Source organism: Paenibacillus sp. HJGM_3, from assembly GCF_045062745.1.
Taxonomy (GTDB): domain Bacteria; phylum Bacillota; class Bacilli; order Paenibacillales; family NBRC-103111; genus Paenibacillus_AA.
Window position 1 is genome coordinate 38728 of the sequence record NZ_JBJGED010000024.1, and the last position, 18905, is coordinate 57632.

An 18905-nucleotide genomic window follows, 5' to 3' on the forward strand; every position below is an offset into this window, starting at 1 on the left:
CCGTTCATCCTGCCAATTGTAGTTCGCGTCAGTCGTTCGGCGAACCTCGGGCTTCCTGAGAAAGGGCCGGCCCGTTATTAAATGATGATGGCGCTGTCGATTTGCGTAAACACGTTATCTTTCATTGATGTGCCATCCATGGCGGTGACGATCGTCCGGTTCTTCACATTCACGATCAGGGCGATATTGTCCATCAGCACGAGCGATTCTTTCGAGCCTTTGGCGGCGGCCTTGTCGATCGCCGATTGAATTCTTGACAGCTGCTCCGGCTTCAACTGGATTCCGCGCTGCTGCAAACGAGTCTCGGCGTGCTGACTCAGCCGGACAACATTGTCCTGCAAGACCTCCTGGAACGATCGGGCTCCTGCTCCCGGATACGCGGCGGATGGAGTAACGGGCTTACGGGGTGCGACCGGCGGCGCCATGTTCGGATACAGCTGTCCGACTGATATGCGATCGGCCACTACAACCACCTACTCCTCCCAGATTTTACTGATTTGCTCGAGCGGTACATCCTGGTCCCCAACATGCACGTACTGTTGGCCATCCTTGATGTTGATCGCCGTCACTTGGCCGGATTTGACCACTTCCTGCTGCGATTCGGGATCGATAAGCGTCCAATTGATCGACTTGCCGATCAGCGAGGACGACCATCCGATCGATTGGCGCAGCATTCTCATCTCAGTCGCCATGTTCGACAATTGCTCCACGGACGTGAACTGGGCCATTTGCGCGATAAACTCTTTATCCTGCAAGGGCTGCGTCGGGTCCTGGTGGGAGATCTGCGTGACGAGAATCTTCAGGAACTCGTCCCGGCCCAGGTTGCTCGAGCCGGTCTTGCGCGATGTATTGTTGTAATAGTACGTTCCGTTCGAAACGCCTACCGGAGACGCCATGGGCTCTCCTCCTCCACAGAGTTGAATTGCGGTTAAGCGGAAACGTCGAACGAGCTGCCGGCGAGTGCGGCTCGGCGAGCGGCCAACTGGGCGAGCTCGGCGTCGAAGTCGATGGCGAGATCTTCGCCGTCACCCTTCGGGCCTTGCTGCTTGCGGTTGAACTGCTGCGACGATTGCTGCTGGCGCTGCTCCTGGAAGCTGGCGAATGCCGCCGCTTGCCCTTGTGCAACCTCCAACCGGTCGACTTGCAGCCCTTGGCTTTGCAGCACGGCTCTCAGCTGAGGCAGTTGGCTCTCCAGCATATCCTTGCCGTGTACCGTGTCGGCTACGAACTGGGCGACGAGGTGACCGTTTTGCATCGACATCTTCACGTCGACTTGGCCGAGATGCTCCGGCATCAGCGTAATCTTGATGGCTGAGTGTCCGCCGGTTGCTTGCATGTTCATCGATTTCATCAGCTGACTCATTTCTTGCGCAAAGCGATGGGCGGATACAGGCGCGTCTGCCTTCACGACGGCATCCGTCGCCGTCGGCATCCGGAAGACGGCTGTCCCTTGCGTCGACTCCTCGCTGTCCGTAGAGCGGATGGCGTCAACAGGCACGCTCGCTTCAGCTGGCGATGCCGTTACAGCTCCGGATTCCGGAACCGGCGATACCGGTGCCTGCAGGTTCGCTCTCGCGGCCAGCATCGACAATCCGGTGTAGCTGCGGCCGTCGGCCACAAGCTGGACGAGCGGTTGGGACGCTGCGGCTGGAGCGTTCGATGACTTGTAAATCGGCTTGCGGGCAGTGATCAAGAGCGATTCGCGGCCGGCTGCAGCTTCATTCGGTTGGGCAGCGTTCGTCACTGCGACTGCAGCTTGTGCCGTCCCGCTTGCGGCTTCACGTGCTGCGGCGGCTTGGATTTCCGCCAGAACCGGCTTCAAGAGTTCCTTGAACGATTCCACGGACGGTTGTCCGGCTCCCGCTTGGTTCGATTGCTGCTCGAGCATGGCGGTCAACAGCAGCAGCAGTTGGCGGGACGCTTGACCCGGCTCGTCTGTATGTACCGAAGAGACCGAAAGACCGGCATTCGCTTCACCCCCTGCGGTCGGATTCGAGTGTGCCGAGGAGAGCCATTGCAGCAGCAGAAGCTGCAGCTGGGCCAGGGCGTTCCCCGTGTCCATGGAGCCGTCGGCATACGCAGTGGCATCGCTGTCTGCTTGCTCGCTCGTGCCGTTCAGCAGCTGATTCAACAGTTGGAGCAGCGCTTGTGCCGGAGATACCTCCTGACCTTGCCCCTCCGAGCTCGTACTACCTAGCAAGCCTGGAAGCAGCAAGCCGACTAAGGCGCCGGGTGTCCCGGTTTCGGAAGTCGAGCTTTCATTCATCACCTGCGCTAACGCCTGGACGAAGGAACTGTTGCCCGCCGTACCGGTGCTGCTGTTGCCGCCCGCCGCGGAAGTGCCGGTCGCGCCTGCGCTGGCCGAGTTGCCGGCGGGAGCGGTCATGTTTGCTTGAATGGGATTCATAATTTGATTTCACCTCCTTTCCATGCTGTTCGTTGTGCCTTCACCGGATCGCGACTTTACTGCGTCAGCTTCGATGACAGCGTCGCGGCGATCGCTTTGTTCGTCTTCGAGATCTCGGCCAATACCCGGGAACGCGCCGCGCTGTCCATCGTGCTCAGGATCGACATAACCTTCGCCTGGTTGAGCGTGTTCATCTCGAGCAGAATGGTCGCCGCACTTTTCGCATCCATCGCAGAGAACGTCGCGCCGAGATCCTCCTTGCTGATCTGCTGCGGCGTCGCCGCCTGAGCCTGGTTGACCTCCAGCCGCTCTTGCAGGGCGGCCATCTGCCGGTCCTTCGAAGGGACGATATCCTTCAGTTGAATCGAGGCGTCCGCCGCCTTCTTCGGGTCCATCTTCTCCAGCACTTTCCCGCGATCGTCCGGCTTCATTTCGCTCAGGACGAGCACCGCTTCCTTCAGCGTCATATTTTCCAGAATCGGAGCGGATTTGCTCGGCAGCATTTTCGCATACATATTCGCCAATTGCTGCACTTGCGCCCGGTATTCCTCGTCAGTCTGCGACTTTGTCTTCATCTGCTCTTCAAGCGCCGCCACCTTGGCGTTCAAATCCTTGATCGTCTGATCTTTCTTCTGGTTGTTCGAGTCGGTCGCGTTCAGGTCCGCTTCGAGCTGCTTGATCGTATTCTTCAGCTCTTCCACCTGTGCATCCGGCGTCGTTTCCGTTCCGCCCGTCTTCGCCGGAGTGGTCCGGTCTGCAGGCTTCGCCGGGTCCGGGATAATCTGATTCAGCACGGGAATCCGGTTCGCCGTCCGCAGCATGCCATTCAACAGACTTTGATCGAACATCGCGAAGAGGACGCCTAGCAAGACGACGGTGAAAATAATCGGCGTAGCGAAAAACAAAAATCGCTCAAACGCTCCGTATGATGATTTTTCGACGTCGGTTCTTGCCATGCCGCCACCCCCTTTCCGTTGTCTTTACACCGTCTGTACGCGGCGGGTCAATGCAATCTCGTCCAGCTCGGCCTGCTCTTTCTTTTGCATCATCGAGATGAACTGGGCGTACGCTTTCTCCTTCGCCTTCTCCCATACTTTCTCTTCCTTCATCTTCTCGCTAAGCTCTTGCTGCCGTTGTTCTACGAGCCGTTCGGCGGTCACGACCGCCTTCATCTTGCGGGAGATTTCCTTGTTCTGATACTCGACATAGTCCTGGAGCAGCATCAGTTGGGACGCGGTCGTCCGGTTGGCGGAGGCGTTCCCCAGCTGATGCTGCACTTCATCCTTGTGCGCTTCCAGGGCGGCCAGCTCGTTTCGCTCGCTATGGAGCAGCCCGATCGCCTCCGAGAGCCCCCATTCGGCCTGTATTTTCTCGTTAGACTTCAGATCGACGAGTTTTTGCAACGGATATCGGAAATGCATCTACTCAACCTCCGTGAAAATGTTGAATGAGGGTGTCGCACGCTTCCTGGTAATCCACCTTCTCCGACGTTTTCTGCCGCAGGTAGCCCCAGATCTCCGGAATATAATGAAGCGCGGTGTCGATATCTTGGTTCGATCCGCTTTGGTACGCCCCGATATTGATCAAGTCTTCCGAATCTTTATAAATAGCGAGCATTCGTTTCAATTGATCGGCGGCTTCGTTTTGCCGCTCCGGCACGATCTCCTTCATACAGCGGCTGATGCTCGCCAGCACGTTGATTGCCGGATAATGTCCCTTGTTCGCCAAATTCCGGTCCAGTACGATGTGACCGTCCAATATTCCGCGTACCGTATCGGCGATCGGCTCGTTCATATCGTCGCCATCCACCAGTACGGTGTAGAACGCGGTAATCGATCCTTTGGGTCCCGTCCCGGCACGCTCCAGCAGCTTTGGCAAGCTCGCGAACACGGACGGCGTATACCCCCGTGTCGCCGGCGGCTCGCCGACCGCAAGCCCCACTTCCCGCAGTGCCGTCGCATAGCGGGTGACGGAATCCATCATGAGCATGACGTTCATCCCGCGGTCCCGGAAATACTCCGCTATCGAGGTGGCGATTAACGCCCCCTTGATTCGAATCAGAGCCGGCTGATCGGAGGTCGCCACGATGACGACCGAGCGGGCCAACCCTTCCGGACCCAAGTCCCGCTCGATGAAGTCGAGCACCTCGCGGCCTCGCTCCCCGATCAGCGCGATCACGTTCACGTCGGCGGAGGTGTTGCGAGCGATCATGCCCATGAGCGTACTCTTCCCGACGCCGGACCCGGCGAAGATGCCGACGCGCTGGCCTTTGCCGATCGTGAGCAGCCCGTCGATGCAGCGTACGCCGACGCTGATCGGCTCCAGTACGCGCTGACGCTTCAGCGGGTTGCTGGGCAAGTTCGTCGTCAGCACCTGAGCCATGCGCGATGGGAGCAGACTGCCGTCCATCGGCTGACCTAGTCCGTCGAGCACTTTGCCGAGCAGCTCGTGGCCGACCGATACGGTCAGCGGCTTGCCCGTCGCGACGACGTCACAGCCCGGTCCGATCGAATGCAGCTCCCCGAGCGGCATCAGGATAACCTTGTTGTTGCGGAATCCGACGACCTCCGCCTTGAGCGGCTGCGAAGACTTGAACGGATAGATGTGGCACACGTCGCCGACGCTGGCATCCGGGCCTTCCGATTCCACTGTCAACCCGATGACCTGGGTCACCTTGCCGTTAACCCGGATCGGATCCAGATGCTTCAGCTGCTCGATATACTTGTGTGCCTGCAGGCTGCTAGCCATCTTGGGACGTCGCCTCGCTTCGTCGGAATAGTTGCAACAGGGCATCCTTGATCTCTTCCAGCTGCGTATCGATCCGTGCGTCTATGCTGCCGAAGGACGACCGGACCACACAGCCGAATTCGTCCACGCTGGGATCCGGCAGCACCTGCAGCTCCGCTTGCGAATCGATCGCGAGGAGCAGCTCCTCCCGCGCGTCCTGGATGAACGCGAATTGGCTGGGCGAGACGCAGAGCGAGATGATGCCTTGCTCCCGCTTGCGCTGCAGCACCTTCCGGATGGATTCGATCAGCCAGGGCGGCTCGAGCGTGAGCTGACGGCCGATGATTTTCTCGGCGATCGCCGTGCTGAGTTCGATCAGGAACGGCTCGGCCTCGAGAATCATCTGCTGCTTAATGAACGTCGCCTGCTCGATAATCGAATGGGCCGTCTCGATCAAGCCCGCGTACTGTGCTTGAACCGCCGCCTCCGCCTGGACGGTCCCTTCCTGATGGCCGGTCTCATACCCTTGCGCGCGGGCGCGCTCGGTCTCCTGCACATCGGCTTCCCGTCGCTCGCGCCACCACGCTTCGATCTGTTCCTGAGCCTCCGCCTTGAGCTGTTCCGCCGCGGCGGCCGCTTCGGCCAAGATCGCCTCAGCGGACGATTCCGCGTCCGAGACGATGCGTTCCTTTATGGATTCGGCTTCGATGATCGATGGATCCGGGGCCTCTTCGGCCAACTGTCCATAATGGGCGGGCTCGAAGCCCAAGTCGAGCTTCACGGGTTGGATGAACACGGTATCTTCCAAGCTGATGACTCTAGATGCCTTAATGACCTTAGACAACGATATCATCTCCTCCACCGCGGGCTATGATCACTTCCCCGGCTTCTTCCAGACGACGAATCGTAGCTACGATGCGGGTTTGCGCTTCCTCGACATCACGCAGCCGCACCGGCCCCATGTACTCCATCTCTTCGCGGAACGTCTCCGCCATGCGGCGGGACATGTTGCGGAAGATGATTTCACGCACCTCTTCGCTCGCGACCTTGAGCGCGAGCTGCAGGTCGGAGTTCTCGATATCGCGGATAATCCGCTGGATGGAGCGATTGTCGATGTTGACGATATCCTCGAAGACGAACATCCGCTTCTTGATCTCTTCCGCGAGCTCCGGATCCTGAATCTCGAGGGAATCGAGAATCGTCCGCTCCGTCCCGCGGTCGACCCCGTTCAGGATTTGGACGATCGCCTCAATCCCGCCTGCCGATGTGTAGTCCTGAGTAACGGTGGATGACAGCTTTTGCTCAAGGACCCGTTCCACCTGGGTAATGACTTCCGGCGACGTGCTATCCATGAGGGCGATCCGCTTCGCGACTTCGGCCTGCTTCTCCTGTGGCAGCGAGGATAAGATGATGGAAGCTTGCTCGGATTGCAGGTACGAAAGAATGAGCGCGATCGTCTGCGAGTTCTCATTCTGGATGAAGTTCAAGATTTGACCGGGATCCGCTTTGCGGGCAAAGTCAAACGGCCGAACCTGCAACGTCGCAGTCAACCGATTGATGATGTCCATCGCTTTGCCAGATCCGAGGGCCTTCTCCAAAATCTCTTTGGCGTACGAAATCCCGCCTTGCGAAATATATTCTTGAGCCAGACAGATCTGGTGAAACTCGGCTAAAATTTTCTCCTTCTCTGCGGCATCGACTTTTCGGACGTTGGCGATTTCCAAGGTTAGCTGCTCGATCTCTTCTTCCCGCAAATGTTTGAAGATTTGCGCGGATACTTCAGGACCAAGGCTGATCAGCAAAATTGCCGCTTTTTGGCGCCCTGTCAAGCTGTTCGGCAGTTGTGCCCCTTTGGCCATGGAAGTCCCCCCTATTCATCTACTAGCCAGGTGCGGAGCAGGTTGACGAAGTCTTCCGGCTTTTTCTTCGCGAGCGATTCCAGCTGCTTGCGCATCTGGTTCTCCGGCGACACATTCTCCATGTCGATCGTAGGCAATTCGACTACGACCGGAGCTGGAATTTCTTCTTCAATTATTTCATTCTGCTTCCTTCTGCGCATCAAGTAACCGCCTAGTCCCGCGAGAATCAATGCGGCCGCGCCGATGCCGCCCCACATCAAATAATTGCTTCTGGCGGAGCTTGCCGCGATATCGTTCCCGGAGAACGGCTGGATGAACATGTTGACGCGGCGAGCGAGCGCGTCGTCCGTGAACGTCTGACCGCTGTCTGCGAGCGACGTGCTGACGATGCTGACTAACGCTTGCCGGATGGCGTCCCGAGTCTCCTGCGGGAGCGAATTCGGATCATTCTTCACTGGCGGTTCTACGCCCACGCTAATAGACAGATCCTTCACGACGAAAGGACTGGCAATAATATCGTTCGTGATTCGGTTCACTTCATAATTAATGATCTTGTTCGTCTCTTCGGAGGTGGATTTGCCTCCGGCGCTATTGCCGCCTGGGTATGTAGGAACGTCGGTCGTACCTGTACCGGGTACGCCGCCGTTGGACGCCCCTTCCGAGGTCGAAGATTTGCTCGAATCCTGCACGCTGATTGGAATGCCCAGCGTGTCGTTTGGATTGACCGGGGTCACAAGATTGGACTTGGTCGTTTTTTGGTCGAAATTCAGTGTAGACACTACGCTGACGACGACTTTATTCGGACCGAGTATGGTGCTGAGCAGACTCATTACGTTTTTTTGCAGGTCCTGCTGGAATTGATTCTTGACCTGGAATTGCTGTGCAATGAGGCTCGATGCTCCCGCGATCGCCCCCGTCGTCTTGGAGTTGGGCATGAGCTCGCCGTTCTGATTGGAAATTGTAATATTCTCCGGCTTCAGGTTCGGCACCGTCTTGGCGACGAGATTGTACATGGTGTCAATTTGAGCTTGATCGAATTTATAGCCCTGTTGAAGATTGAGGACGACGGACGCCGTGGAGTCCGGCTTCGTCGATGTGATGAAGCTGTTGTCTTTGGGTACGGTAATCAGCACTTTCGAGCTGTTCACCCCATTGATCTGGTTGAACATTTGCTGAATCTCGCCCTGCATGGCGCTGATCAGCTTCACGTTGAACTCATTGTCGGACATGCCGAACGTTTTGCTGCCGCCGAACGTCCCGCTGTAGCCGAGCGATCCGCTTTTGTTCAGCCCCTGGGACTCGACGTCGAGCTTAATGGAGGCCGCTTGATTCGCGGGTACGCTGATGCTTTTGCCGTCGGCGCTCAGCTTGTAAGGGATTTTGGCCCCGTCCAAGTAACCCTTGATCGATGCCGCGTCGTTCGGCTGCAAGTTCGTAAACGCCGTCGCATATTCCGTCTTCGATAGATTGATAGAAGTCAATATCAAGACCGCAATCAAAATGACGACTGTGGCCAGGATCATGTATTTTTGGACTTTGCTTGCTTGTTTCCAATATTGAGTCAAACGCTCTTTATATTGGAGAATCGATTCGTTCACCTCGTCACCCCGCCAAAGAACTTCTGCTGCCACTGCCTAGCTACGTCTAAATCTGCGTTCTCATGATCTCCTGGTACGCCTCGATTGCCTTATTGCGGATTTGGACGGTTAGCTCCAGCCCTAGCGATGCTTTCTCGGCGGCGATTGTCAGCTGATGAACGTCCGACAAGTCACCGGTGATAAATTTTTCGTTCAAAACGTCGGTCACCTCTTGCTGCGCCTGCACTTGACCGAGCGCCTGGCTCAAAAATGAACCGAAGCTTTTGGACACGTCAACGGCTCCCGGCGATTCAACCGCCTTAGGGGCCGAGACCGCAGCCGTGACGGGCTTGGTCAACATGCCAATTTTGTCTATCATCTAAACTTTCCCCCGTTATTTCCCGATTTCTAGTGCCTTGGTAATCATCGATTTGGTTGCGTTCAGGGCGGTCACGTTTGCCTCGTAGGATCGCGTCGCCGACATCATATCTACCATTTCTTTCAAAACATCCACATTCGGCAGCTGAATATAGCCGTTCTCGTCCGCGTCCGGATGCGTTGGGTTGTATTCCTGCTTGAAGGGTGCCGTATCCTCGAAAATGCGCGATACCCGTACACCCTCGCCGGTCCCTTCGCGCATGGCGCCGCGCAGCTGGTCGGCGAACGATACAGGCTGCTTCGTCTCCATCGTTACGACCTTGCGCTGATAAGGCACCCACTTGCCGCCTACGAGCTTACTCCGGGTCGTATCGGCGTTCGCGAGGTTGGAGGAGATTACGTCCATCCGGAATCGCTGAGCGGTTAAGGCCGAGGAGCTAATGTCGAATCCGTTCGTCAGCTTCATGATTAACGTCCTCCATTCATCGCGGTACGATACAATTTCAGATCATGATTCACTTGCTGGACCATGACGTTGTAACGAAGCTGATTTTTCGCCAAGAGCGACATCTCGTAGTCGATATCGACATTGTTGAAGTTGTTGTTCATCAACGATTTCTCGTCCGTTACGACACGGGGCTCAATCGAGGAGGTCTTTCGCCCTATAGGTATATGCCGATAGTCGGTTCTATAGCCCTCGATCGTCTGGGTCTTTAGTTCTTGCTGCAGCAGGTCTTCGAACACCACTTCGGACCTTTTGAAATAGGGCGTGTCGACGTTCGCGACATTGTTGGAAATAACCTTTTGTCGAAAAGTAGAGGCGTCAATCGTGCGCTCCATCATTTGCAGACTCGGTTTATTCCATAGCACCATTGGGAATGACCTACTTTCAATAGAAGAATAATATTAATGTATTCCACACAGCAACTATATTTCCTTCTTTTTGACTACCCGAACTTGAAAAAATTACATAGAAATATGTCTGAATTTGTAATTTAACAAACAGTAATAGTTTCTACAAATTTTGCAAATCCCGCAATAAGGAAAAAGCCCTATCTTTCCGATGGGCTTCACATGTTATAGGACTTCCGATATTAAATTATTGTGGACGCTTCCCTCTTAAGTCGGGCTAAACTTTCGCTTTCGTCAAGCTTTGAATCAATTGGTCGTTCAAAATTTTAATATATGTGCCTTTCATCCCAAGCGAACGCGTCTCGATCACACCGGCGCTCTCCAGCTTGCGCAGCGCATTGACGATCACCGACCGGGTAATGCCGACGCGGTCCGCGATTTTGCTTGCGACGAGGAGGCCTTCCTTGTCCTTCAGCTCTTCGAGAATATGGTCGACCGCTTCCATCTCGCTGTAGGACAGCGAGCTGACCGCCACTTGCACGACGGCTTTGCTGCGGGCCTCGAGCTCGACTTCTTCCGCCCGCTCCCGCAAGATCTCCATTCCTACGACCGTTGCCCCATACTCGGACATGATCAGGTCATCGTCGATGAAAGGCTCCTCGGCCCGGGTCAGCACAAGCGTACCCAGCCGGTCCCCGCCGCCGATGATCGGGATGATCGTGACGACCTTTTGCTCGAAGAAAGAGAGCACGGTGTCGGTGAAGCGCTGGTAAGGGCTGTCCTCATCCAGGTTCGAAGACGTCTCTTCGATTTTTTTGAGAATGTTGTTGTAGTCCTCCGGCAGTCTCCGCTCGGTTGTAATCATCTCGCGAAGCTTCTCGGAGCCGAACTCGTCCGTAATTGCATATCCGAGAATTTTGCCCTTGCGGCTGACGACGAAGATGTTCGCACCGATCAAATCGCGGAGCACCTCGGACATTTCCATGAAACTCAAGGCGTTGCCGGCCGCTTTTTGCAGCAGCCGGTTGAGCCTTCTCATCTTGGTCAATAAACTCATGACAGCCTCCCGTATGGATTTCCCCACAAAGTGAAGCGAATGCTGACGATGCCGATTCCTAGTACTTTGCGGGGGGCCCCGTGAAATAATCTTTGTTCAAAGGATATATTGGCTTAGGTCGCGGTTTTGGGCGATATCCGATATTTTGTCCTGGACGTATTCAGGCGTGATGATGATTTGCTCCAGGTTAATGTCGGGCGCCTCGAACGACAAGTCCTCCAACAGCTTCTCGAGAATCGTATGCAACCGCCGGGCCCCGATATTGTCGGTGTTCTGGTTCACTTCGGCCGCGATGCGCGCGATCTCCTCGATCGCCTCGTCCGAGAACTCCACCCGAATGCCCTCCGTCTCGAGCAGCGCCGTATACTGCTTCGTGAGCGCGTTCTTCGGCTCTTTGAGAATAAGGACGAAATCCTCTTTGGTCAAGTTCGATAGCTCCACCCGAATCGGGAAGCGGCCTTGCAGCTCGGGGATTAGATCCGACGGCTTTGACGTGTGGAATGCGCCGGCCGCGACGAATAGCACATAGTCGGTTTTGACCGGCCCGTACTTCGTCATAATCGTGGAGCCTTCTACGATCGGCAAGATGTCCCGCTGAACGCCTTCCCGGGACACGTCCGGGCCGGAGCCTCTGCCGGAGCTGGCGATCTTATCGATCTCGTCGATGAAAATGATGCCCGATTGCTCGGCGCGCCGGATCGACTCTTGCGTAACCTCGTCCATATCGAGAAGCTTCTGGGCTTCCTCCTGGGTGAGCACCTGGCGGGCTTCCTTAACGGTCAGCTTGCGCTTCTTCAGCCGCTTCGGCAGCAGGTTGCCGAACATCTCCTGCATGTTCATCCCCATCTGCTCGTTGCCTTGCCCGGCGAACATATCGAGCATGGACGGCGCGTTGTCCTCCACCTCGATCTCGATCTGGTCGTTCTCCAGTTCGCCGCGGCTAAGCTTTTGCTTGATTTCGGCCCGGCGCTGGGCAATATTGGGATCCGGCTCCGAGTCCTCCGCCTGATTGGCGTTGGCACCGCCGAACAGCATCTCCAGCGGATTGCGGGAGGACTTGCTGCTCTTAGGAGAGGGAACTAGCAGCGTCACGAGCCGCTCGTTCGCCAGCTGCTCCGCCTTATCCTTCACCTTCTCGGTCTTCTCCGCCTTCACCATCCGGATCGACGTCTCCACGAGATCCCGCACCATCGACTCCACATCCCGGCCGACATAGCCGACTTCCGTGAATTTGGTCGCTTCGACCTTAATGAACGGGGCGTTCACCAGCTTGGCCATCCGGCGGGCGATCTCGGTTTTCCCGACCCCGGTCGGACCGATCATGAGAATATTCTTAGGTATGATCTCGTCTCGCAGCGCATCGTCCAGCTTACTGCGGCGGTATCGGTTACGCAAGGCAACGGCGACCGACTTCTTCGCTTTCTTCTGTCCGACAATGTATTTGTCCAGCTCCGCAACGATTTGTCTAGGCGTCCATTCCGCTTTGTTCGTGGCTAAAGTCGTCAATGATGGGCCCCCTCACGGTTAAGAAATCTCTTCCACAATAATGTTATGATTCGTGAATACACATATGTCCGCCGCCGTCTCGAGCGCCGCGCGGGCCATCTCAACCGCCTCGAGATGCCCTGCGTAGCGCTTCAGCGCACGTCCTGCAGCCAAGGCGAACGATCCGCCAGACCCGATGGCGAGAATGCCGTCGTCCGGCTCGATGATCTCCCCGTTGCCGGAGATGAGCAGCAAATATTGCGCGTCCATGACGATCATCATCGCTTCCAAGCGGCGCAGCACGCGGTCGGACCGCCATTCCTTCGCCAGCTCGACCGCCGCCCGCTGCAGGTTGCCCTGGTGCTCCTCCAGCTTGCCCTCGAATTTCTCGAACAGCGTAATCGCATCGGCCACGGAACCGGCGAAGCCGGCCGCCACCTTGCCCCGATACAGCCTCCGGACCTTCTTGGCCTGCTGCTTCATCACCATGCTGTTGCCGAAAGTCACTTGACCGTCTCCGGCTATGGCGCCCTTCCCGTTATGGCGGACGGCGAAAATCGTTGTCGCGTGAAAAGTGTCCATCGGTATGCCCCCTGCTCATCAAATAATACAAGTCTGATTTACAATATGCGCACAAACAAGAAACAGCACCAAACGCGTGGATCGGCTGGCTGCTGTTTCGGAGATTCGTTCAATTGTGAATAGGGCTGCGAATAAGGAACAGAAGCCGCGACGCTACTATAGGTCCTTCCCATCGTATCACAAGGGACAGACCGGACACAAGCTCAATTGTGTACAGTTGCTGAAAAATTCTGAATAGTTTCTAGAGCGCGCTCGGCCAGCTTCTCATTTTTGAGCTTCTTGTTGCGGATTCGTTCGCCGGACGGCGGCAGCAGCCCGAAATTCGCATTCATCGGCTGGAAATGATCAGGGTCGGCCGTCGTGATGTAGTGCGCCATGCTGCCGATCGTCGTCTCCGGCGGGAACGTCAGGCATTCGAGTCCGCACGCCACCCGCCCGGCGTTCAACCCGGCGATGAGCCCGGATGCCGCCGACTCGACGTAGCCCTCGACGCCCGTCATTTGCCCGGCGAAGAACAAGTCGTCCCGCTTCACGAATTGGTATGTCGGCCGCAGCAGCTTCGGCGAGTTGATGAACGTGTTCCGGTGCATGACGCCGTAGCGGACGAACTCGGCGTTCTCCAGCCCGGGGATCATGGAGAACACCCGCTTCTGCTCGCCCCACTTCAAGTGGGTCTGGAAGCCGACGAGGTTGTACAGCGTGCCCGCCGCGTTGTCCTGCCGGAGCTGGACGACCGCATACGGCAGCTTGCCGGTATGCGGATTAACAAGGCCGACGGGCTTCATCGGCCCGAATAGCGCGGTCTGCTTGCCCCGGCGCGACATCACTTCGATCGGCATGCAGCCTTCGAAGTAGATTTCTTTCTCGAACTCCTTCACCGGCGCCGTCTCGGCGGAGATAAGCGCGTCGTAGAACGCGTCGAACTCCTCTTCCGTCATCGGACAGTTCAAGTAAGCCGCCTCGCCCTTGTCATAGCGGGAAGCCAAGTACACCTTGCTCATATCGATCGAATCCTTCTCGACGATCGGCGCGGCCGCGTCATAGAAGTACAAGTATTCCTCGCCCATGAGCTGCTTCAGTTCTTCCGAGAGCGAGGGCGACGTAAGCGGTCCCGTCGCGACCACGGTAAGCCCTTCCGGCAGCGTGGGCAACTCCTCGTTGCGCACCTCGATGAGCGGATGGTTGCGCAGCATCGCGGTTACCTCGCCGGAGAAGCCGTCGCGGTCGACCGCGAGCGCTCCGCCCGCCGGCACCGCATGCTTGTCGGCACACCGCAGGATGAGCGAGTCGAGCCGGCGCATCTCTTCCTTGAGCACGCCGACAGCGTTGGTCAAGCCGTTCGCGCGCAGCGAATTGCTGCACACGAGCTCGGCGAATTGATCCGTGATATGCGCCGGCGTTTTGCGAACGGGGCGCATTTCGTACAAGACGACCGGAACTCCTTGCCGCGCGATTTGCCATGCCGCCTCGCTGCCGGCTAAGCCCGCCCCGATCACCGTTACCTTCCTATCAGTCATAGCTCATTCCTCCATACAACGGATCGCTCGGACGCATCCCGCCCCCGGACGGATCGGGCGGGGTGCCGCGATCCGCCCAGGGGCGGGACGAAAGTTCCTCAAGCGATTCACTCGCAAGCTTAGTAGTCGATATCTCCGCCGTCGTCGTCTTCTTGTACGATTTCTTCCTTATGGTTGCAAACCGTACAGATGTAATGCGAACCGGATTTATTCGTCTTCTCGATCATCAGGCCGCCGCAGTCCGGGCAAGGCTTGCTCGCCGGTTTGTCCCACGAGACGAAGTCGCACGCCGGGTACCGGTCGCAGCCGTAGAAAATGCGGCCTTTCTTGCTGCGCCGCTCGATGACGTGACCTTCTTTGCACTTGGGACACGTCACGCCGATTTCTTTGACGATCGGCTTCGCATTGCGACAGTCCGGGAACCCGGTGCAGGCGAGGAATTTGCCGAACCGCCCCATCTTGATCGCCATCGGCCGCCCGCATTTATCGCACGGAATATCGGTAATCTCGTCTTGAATTTCGACTTCCTTCATTTCTTCCTCGGCGAACTCCAGCCGTTTCTCGAACGTCTCGTAGAACTCGTCCAGCACCTTGACCCAATCCGCAGTGCCTTCCTCCACGTGGTCGAGCCCTTCCTCCATCTTGGCGGTGAACTCCACGTCGAGAATCTCCGGGAAAAACTCCGCCATGAGCTGAATGATGAGGGTACCTAGCTCCGTCGGGATGAATTTCTTCTCCTCGAGCGCCACGTACCCGCGCTTCTGGATCGTCTCCAGCGTCGGCGCATACGTACTCGGGCGTCCGATCCCCATCTCTTCCAGGGCGCGTACGAGCCGGGCTTCCGTATAGCGCGGAGGCGGCTGGGTGAAGTGCTGCTTCGGCTCCAGCTGCCTGTTCTCCAGCTTGTCCTTCTCTTTCAGCGGCGGCAGCAGCTTGTCGTCTTCGACTACCGCATCGTCAGTCCCCTCTACGTACACCTTCATGAAGCCCGGAAACTTCACCTTCGACCCAACGGCGCGGAACAGGGCATCGCCGGCGGCGATCTCCACCGTCATCGTATCGAGGACGGCCGACGCCATCTGGCTCGCGAGGAAACGCTCCCAGACCAGCTTATACAATCGGAATTGATCCCGGCTGAGATAGCCTTTCACTTCCTCCGGCGTCTTCAGCACAGACGTTGGCCGGATCGCTTCATGCGCATCCTGGGCGTTCGCGTTCTTCTTCAAGTACACCCGGGGCGTCTCCGGGTAATAAGCGTCGCCGTAAGTGTCGACGATAAACGCCTTGGCCTCTTCCTGGGCGACAGGAGAAATCCGGGTCGAGTCGGTCCGCATATATGTAATGAGACCGACCGTGCCTTCCTTGCCCAGCTCGACACCCTCGTACAGCTGCTGTGCGATCTGCATCGTCTTGGCCGCGCGGAAATTCAGCTTGCGTGCCGCCTCCTGCTGCAGGGAGCTAGTAATGAAGGGCGGCGACGGATTGCGCAGCCGTTCCTTCTCCTTGACGTCCGTCACGGTGAACGTATGCTTCCCGATCGCTTGGAGGACTTCCTGAACTTCCGCTTCCCGGGTAAGCTCCCGCTTCTCGCCGTTCATCCCGTAAAACTTCGCTTCGAATTCCGCGTTGCCCGTAGCGAGCTTGGCCGTAATCGACCAGTACTCTTCCGGCACGAACTCTTCGATCTCATTCTCCCGGTCGATGATCAGCTTCACGGCGACAGACTGTACGCGTCCGGCGGACAACCCCTTCTTCACTTTCTTCCAGAGCAGCGGACTGATCTTGTAGCCCACCAGCCGGTCCAGAATGCGGCGAGCCTGCTGCGCGTTGACCAGATCCATATCGATCGGACGCGGCGACTTGAACGCATCCTTGACCGCCTGCTTCGTAATCTCATTGAATACGACACGGCATGCATCGGTCTCCCGCAGCTCCAGGTAGTGGGCGAGATGCCAGGCGATCGCTTCGCCTTCGCGATCCGGGTCCGCCGCGAGATAGATGCGCTTCACCTTCTTACTCGCGTCTTTCAATTCTTTCAAGACGGAGCCTTTGCCGCGAATCGTAATGTACTTCGGCTCGAATTTATTCTCGACTTCCACTCCGATCTGACTCTTAGGAAGATCTCGGATGTGTCCCATGGATGCTTTTACAATATATTTGCTTCCTAAATATTTGCCGATCGTTTTCGCTTTTGCCGGTGATTCCACAATGACGAGCGAATCTGCCATAGGTTCGTCCTTCCCCCTTATTGGTCCTTTCCTCCAGCAGAACAGGCTATCTATTCTATATGCGAACGAAGGTGGATCCGGGTAGTTGTTGAATCAGTTTTTTCATTGATAAAGATAACAGAACTGTGTGCATTTGTCCAAACGCAAATCCCGACAAGACTAGCAGCCGGTCGATCGTAGACGGCTCCCAGGTAAGATGGCGCAGCAATTCGGTCTCGTCTTCGGTCAGCTCTGCCTCCGGAGATGGGTCGGTCCGCCTAGGCTTTGCACCCCTCCGGCCTAAATAATGCTCATATTCTTCAAGAACGTCGTCGGCGAATGTGACCGTCTTCGCCTTGCCTTCCTTAATCAGTTTCAGGGTGCCCGCACTCTTGGGAGACGTAATCGGTCCCGGGATGGCGAAGCAGTCGCGGGACTCGTCCAGCGCTTGATCCGCCGTGATCAAGGAGCCGCTGCGCAGCGCAGCTTCTACGACTAGCGTGCCCAAACTGAGGCCTGCTATAATCCGGTTGCGCAGCGGGAACAAGCCTGGATGTACCGGAGTGCCTAGCGGATATTCCGATAGAAGCAGTCCATGCTCCTCCACTTGCGCATACAGCCCTTTGTTCTCAGGCGGATACACGGTATCCAGAGCGCAGCCGAGAACGCCGATCGTACTGCCGGCTCCCGGTCGGGTAAGAGCCCCTCGATGCACCTCGCTGTCAATCCCTCGCGCAAGTCCGCTAACGATGGTCAGGCCCGCTTCGGCCAACTCTTGCGCCAGCTGGAACGCCACCTTCTTGCCGTAAGCGGTCGGTGTCCGGGTCCCAACCATCGCCAGACAAGGGCGATGCAGAAGTGAGCGGTTGCCTCTAGCGTATAGCACCCAAGGCGGCTGGGCGGTATGAGCCAGCCACCCGGGGTAGTCGGCATCCATTCGACAGATGATTTCTATACCTGCCTCTCGATAGGCCTCAAGCCGCTCGGCGGCAAACTCGGCAGTCAATCCGGCTATAATCGCGTCGGCCTTGTTCCGGTCGAGCTCCAGCGTGAGCAGCTTCTCTCTCGACATGCTAGGCAACTGCTCCAAGGCCGCGAGGAATGTGCATAAGCGATGAATCGTTTTCCATCCGATGCCCGGCAGCTCATGCAGAGCGAATAAGATCGTACGGTTATCCATTAGTATATAACCTCCTTTAATGAAAAAACAACTCTCGTGGAATTTCGAAGGGAATCGACCGAGAAAAAAAAAGCAACCTTCCATGTCCTTTGCAGGATACGGAAGGTTGCTTACCTTCGCTACAAACCTTATTTACGGGTGATGCACTTCTCGAGCAGACCCTTTTCCTCCAGCACGCTTACGAGCGTGGAGCCCATGTCCGAAGGAGTCGGAGCGACCTTGATGCCGCAGCGTTCCATTGTAGCGACTTTCTCCGCCGCGGTGCCTTTGCCACCGGAGATGATGGCGCCCGCATGGCCCATGCGCTTCCCTGGAGGCGCGGTTTGGCCGCCGATGAAGCCGACGACCGGCTTCTTCATGTTGGCTTTGATCCACTCGGCCGCTTCTTCTTCCGCCGTACCGCCGATCTCGCCGATCATGATAACCGCGTAAGTGTCGGGATCATCATTGAACAGCTTCAAGATGTCGATGAACTCGGAGCCCTTGACCGGGTCTCCGCCGATCCCTACCGCGGAAGATTGGCCGATGCCGCGAGTCGACAGCTGATGAACCGCTTCGTACGTCAGCGTACCGCTGCGGGAGACGACGCCCACATGGCCTTTCTGATGAATGTAGCCCGGCATAATGCCGATTTTGCACTCGTCCGGAGTGATGACGCCCGGGCAGTTCGGCCCGATCAGACGCGTTTTCTTGCCTTCCATGTACCGGCTCACATTGACCATATCCAGAACCGGGATGCCTTCCGTAATACAGATCGCGAGCTCCATCTCGGCGTCTACGGCTTCCATGATCGCGTCAGCCGCGAATGCAGGCGGTACGTAGATAACGGATGCAGTAGCGCCTGTAGCAGCCTTCGCTTCCGCTACCGTGTTGAATACCGGCAATTGAACGGTTGTCCCGTTCTCGAGCGTGATGTCTACCTTCGTGCCGCCCTTGCCTGGAGTAACGCCGCCAACCATTTGCGTGCCGTAGTCGAGCGCACCCTTCGTATGGAACATCCCTACGGAACCGGTGATGCCTTGCGTGATCACTTTTGTATTTTTATTAACCAGAATGCTCATTACCGTTCATCTCCTC

19 protein-coding genes are annotated in these 18905 nt (G+C 56.9%); all 19 read right to left on the reverse strand.

What is annotated here, in order from left to right; translation table 11 throughout:
- Positions 1–77: 77 nt before the first annotated feature.
- A complete protein-coding gene (locus ACI5FR_RS23645) occupies positions 78–464 on the reverse strand; it encodes a TIGR02530 family flagellar biosynthesis protein (RefSeq protein ID WP_405458959.1) in 387 nt (128 codons plus the stop codon).
- Positions 465–473: 9 nt separating this feature from the next.
- On the reverse strand, positions 474–896 hold the full coding sequence (locus ACI5FR_RS23650; protein ID WP_405458962.1) for a flagellar hook capping FlgD N-terminal domain-containing protein: 423 nt from the start codon (positions 894–896) through the stop codon (positions 474–476).
- Positions 897–928: 32 nt separating this feature from the next.
- A complete protein-coding gene (locus tag ACI5FR_RS23655; RefSeq protein ID WP_405458964.1) occupies positions 929–2407 on the reverse strand; it encodes a flagellar hook-length control protein FliK in 1479 nt (492 codons plus the stop codon).
- Positions 2408–2463: 56 nt separating this feature from the next.
- On the reverse strand, positions 2464–3363 hold the full coding sequence (locus ACI5FR_RS23660) for a MotE family protein (protein WP_405458966.1): 900 nt from the start codon (positions 3361–3363) through the stop codon (positions 2464–2466).
- A 24-nt stretch (positions 3364–3387) separates the two neighbouring features.
- Positions 3388–3828 carry a flagellar export protein FliJ gene (gene fliJ / locus ACI5FR_RS23665; protein ID WP_405458967.1) on the reverse strand — a complete coding sequence of 147 codons (441 nt, stop codon included), beginning with the start codon at positions 3826–3828 and terminating at the stop codon, positions 3388–3390.
- Positions 3829–3832: 4 nt separating this feature from the next.
- Positions 3833–5155 (reverse strand): flagellar protein export ATPase FliI, encoded by a 1323-nt coding sequence (fliI, locus tag ACI5FR_RS23670; RefSeq protein WP_405458968.1) that lies wholly within the window; start codon positions 5153–5155, stop codon positions 3833–3835.
- Positions 5148–5978, reverse strand: a complete 831-nt coding sequence (locus ACI5FR_RS23675; RefSeq protein ID WP_405458970.1) for a FliH/SctL family protein — start codon at positions 5976–5978, stop codon at positions 5148–5150. Before ACI5FR_RS23675 ends, fliI begins: the two co-directional genes overlap by 8 nt.
- A complete protein-coding gene (gene fliG / locus ACI5FR_RS23680; RefSeq protein WP_405458972.1) occupies positions 5971–6993 on the reverse strand; it encodes a flagellar motor switch protein FliG in 1023 nt (340 codons plus the stop codon). The genes ACI5FR_RS23675 and fliG overlap by 8 nt, the downstream gene beginning before the upstream one ends.
- 11 nt (positions 6994–7004) lie before the next feature.
- On the reverse strand, positions 7005–8591 hold the full coding sequence (gene fliF, locus ACI5FR_RS23685) for a flagellar basal-body MS-ring/collar protein FliF (protein ID WP_405458975.1): 1587 nt from the start codon (positions 8589–8591) through the stop codon (positions 7005–7007).
- A 46-nt stretch (positions 8592–8637) separates the two neighbouring features.
- Positions 8638–8949, reverse strand: coding sequence for a flagellar hook-basal body complex protein FliE (fliE, locus tag ACI5FR_RS23690; RefSeq protein ID WP_405458978.1), 312 nt, complete (start codon positions 8947–8949; stop codon positions 8638–8640).
- Positions 8950–8964: 15 nt separating this feature from the next.
- Complete coding sequence (flgC, locus tag ACI5FR_RS23695) at positions 8965–9414, reverse strand: flagellar basal body rod protein FlgC (RefSeq protein ID WP_405458979.1); 450 nt, start codon at positions 9412–9414, stop codon at positions 8965–8967.
- A gap of 2 nt (positions 9415–9416) precedes the next feature.
- Positions 9417–9821 carry a flagellar basal body rod protein FlgB gene (gene flgB / locus ACI5FR_RS23700; protein WP_405458981.1) on the reverse strand — a complete coding sequence of 135 codons (405 nt, stop codon included), beginning with the start codon at positions 9819–9821 and terminating at the stop codon, positions 9417–9419.
- A 256-nt stretch (positions 9822–10077) separates the two neighbouring features.
- On the reverse strand, positions 10078–10857 hold the full coding sequence (gene codY, locus ACI5FR_RS23705) for a GTP-sensing pleiotropic transcriptional regulator CodY (RefSeq protein WP_405458984.1): 780 nt from the start codon (positions 10855–10857) through the stop codon (positions 10078–10080).
- A gap of 96 nt (positions 10858–10953) precedes the next feature.
- Entirely contained in the window at positions 10954–12363 is a 1410-nt protein-coding gene (gene hslU / locus ACI5FR_RS23710; protein WP_405458985.1) for an ATP-dependent protease ATPase subunit HslU, read from the reverse strand.
- An 18-nt stretch (positions 12364–12381) separates the two neighbouring features.
- Positions 12382–12924, reverse strand: a complete 543-nt coding sequence (gene hslV / locus ACI5FR_RS23715) for an ATP-dependent protease subunit HslV (RefSeq protein ID WP_405458987.1) — start codon at positions 12922–12924, stop codon at positions 12382–12384.
- 203 nt (positions 12925–13127) lie between these two features.
- Positions 13128–14441: an FADH(2)-oxidizing methylenetetrahydrofolate--tRNA-(uracil(54)-C(5))-methyltransferase TrmFO gene (gene trmFO / locus ACI5FR_RS23720; RefSeq protein WP_405458988.1), complete on the reverse strand. Its 1314-nt coding sequence runs from the start codon at positions 14439–14441 to the stop codon at positions 13128–13130.
- A gap of 119 nt (positions 14442–14560) precedes the next feature.
- Positions 14561–16669, reverse strand: coding sequence for a type I DNA topoisomerase (topA, locus tag ACI5FR_RS23725; protein ID WP_405458990.1), 2109 nt, complete (start codon positions 16667–16669; stop codon positions 14561–14563).
- A gap of 55 nt (positions 16670–16724) precedes the next feature.
- Positions 16725–17828 (reverse strand): DNA-processing protein DprA, encoded by a 1104-nt coding sequence (dprA, locus tag ACI5FR_RS23730; RefSeq protein ID WP_405458992.1) that lies wholly within the window; start codon positions 17826–17828, stop codon positions 16725–16727.
- Between the two features lie 128 nt (positions 17829–17956).
- The gene (gene sucD / locus ACI5FR_RS23735; protein ID WP_405458994.1) at positions 17957–18889 is read right to left on the reverse strand and encodes a succinate--CoA ligase subunit alpha; all 933 of its coding nucleotides are present in this window, start codon (positions 18887–18889) and stop codon (positions 17957–17959) included.
- Between the last annotated feature and the right edge of the window lie 16 nt (positions 18890–18905).

Excerpts from the sequence above, each read along its gene's own strand:
- trmFO (WP_405458988.1), bottom strand. The coding sequence starts at position 14,441 with ATGACTGATAGGAAGGTAACGGTGATCGGGGCGGGCTTAGCCGGCAGC.
- fliG (WP_405458972.1), bottom strand. The coding sequence starts at position 6,993 with ATGGCCAAAGGGGCACAACTGCCGAACAGCTTGACAGGGCGCCAAAAA.
- dprA (WP_405458992.1), bottom strand. The coding sequence starts at position 17,828 with ATGGATAACCGTACGATCTTATTCGCTCTGCATGAGCTGCCGGGCATC.
- sucD (WP_405458994.1), bottom strand. The coding sequence starts at position 18,889 with ATGAGCATTCTGGTTAATAAAAATACAAAAGTGATCACGCAAGGCATC.
- fliI (WP_405458968.1), bottom strand. The coding sequence starts at position 5,155 with ATGGCTAGCAGCCTGCAGGCACACAAGTATATCGAGCAGCTGAAGCAT.
- ACI5FR_RS23655 (WP_405458964.1), bottom strand. The coding sequence starts at position 2,407 with ATGAATCCCATTCAAGCAAACATGACCGCTCCCGCCGGCAACTCGGCC.
- flgC (WP_405458979.1), bottom strand. The coding sequence starts at position 9,414 with ATGAAGCTGACGAACGGATTCGACATTAGCTCCTCGGCCTTAACCGCT.
- flgB (WP_405458981.1), bottom strand. The coding sequence starts at position 9,821 with ATGGTGCTATGGAATAAACCGAGTCTGCAAATGATGGAGCGCACGATT.
- ACI5FR_RS23660 (WP_405458966.1), bottom strand. The coding sequence starts at position 3,363 with ATGGCAAGAACCGACGTCGAAAAATCATCATACGGAGCGTTTGAGCGA.
- topA (WP_405458990.1), bottom strand. The coding sequence starts at position 16,669 with ATGGCAGATTCGCTCGTCATTGTGGAATCACCGGCAAAAGCGAAAACG.
- codY (WP_405458984.1), bottom strand. The coding sequence starts at position 10,857 with ATGAGTTTATTGACCAAGATGAGAAGGCTCAACCGGCTGCTGCAAAAA.
- ACI5FR_RS23650 (WP_405458962.1), bottom strand. The coding sequence starts at position 896 with ATGGCGTCTCCGGTAGGCGTTTCGAACGGAACGTACTATTACAACAAT.
- hslV (WP_405458987.1), bottom strand. The coding sequence starts at position 12,924 with ATGGACACTTTTCACGCGACAACGATTTTCGCCGTCCGCCATAACGGG.
- fliJ (WP_405458967.1), bottom strand. The coding sequence starts at position 3,828 with ATGCATTTCCGATATCCGTTGCAAAAACTCGTCGATCTGAAGTCTAAC.
- fliE (WP_405458978.1), bottom strand. The coding sequence starts at position 8,949 with ATGATAGACAAAATTGGCATGTTGACCAAGCCCGTCACGGCTGCGGTC.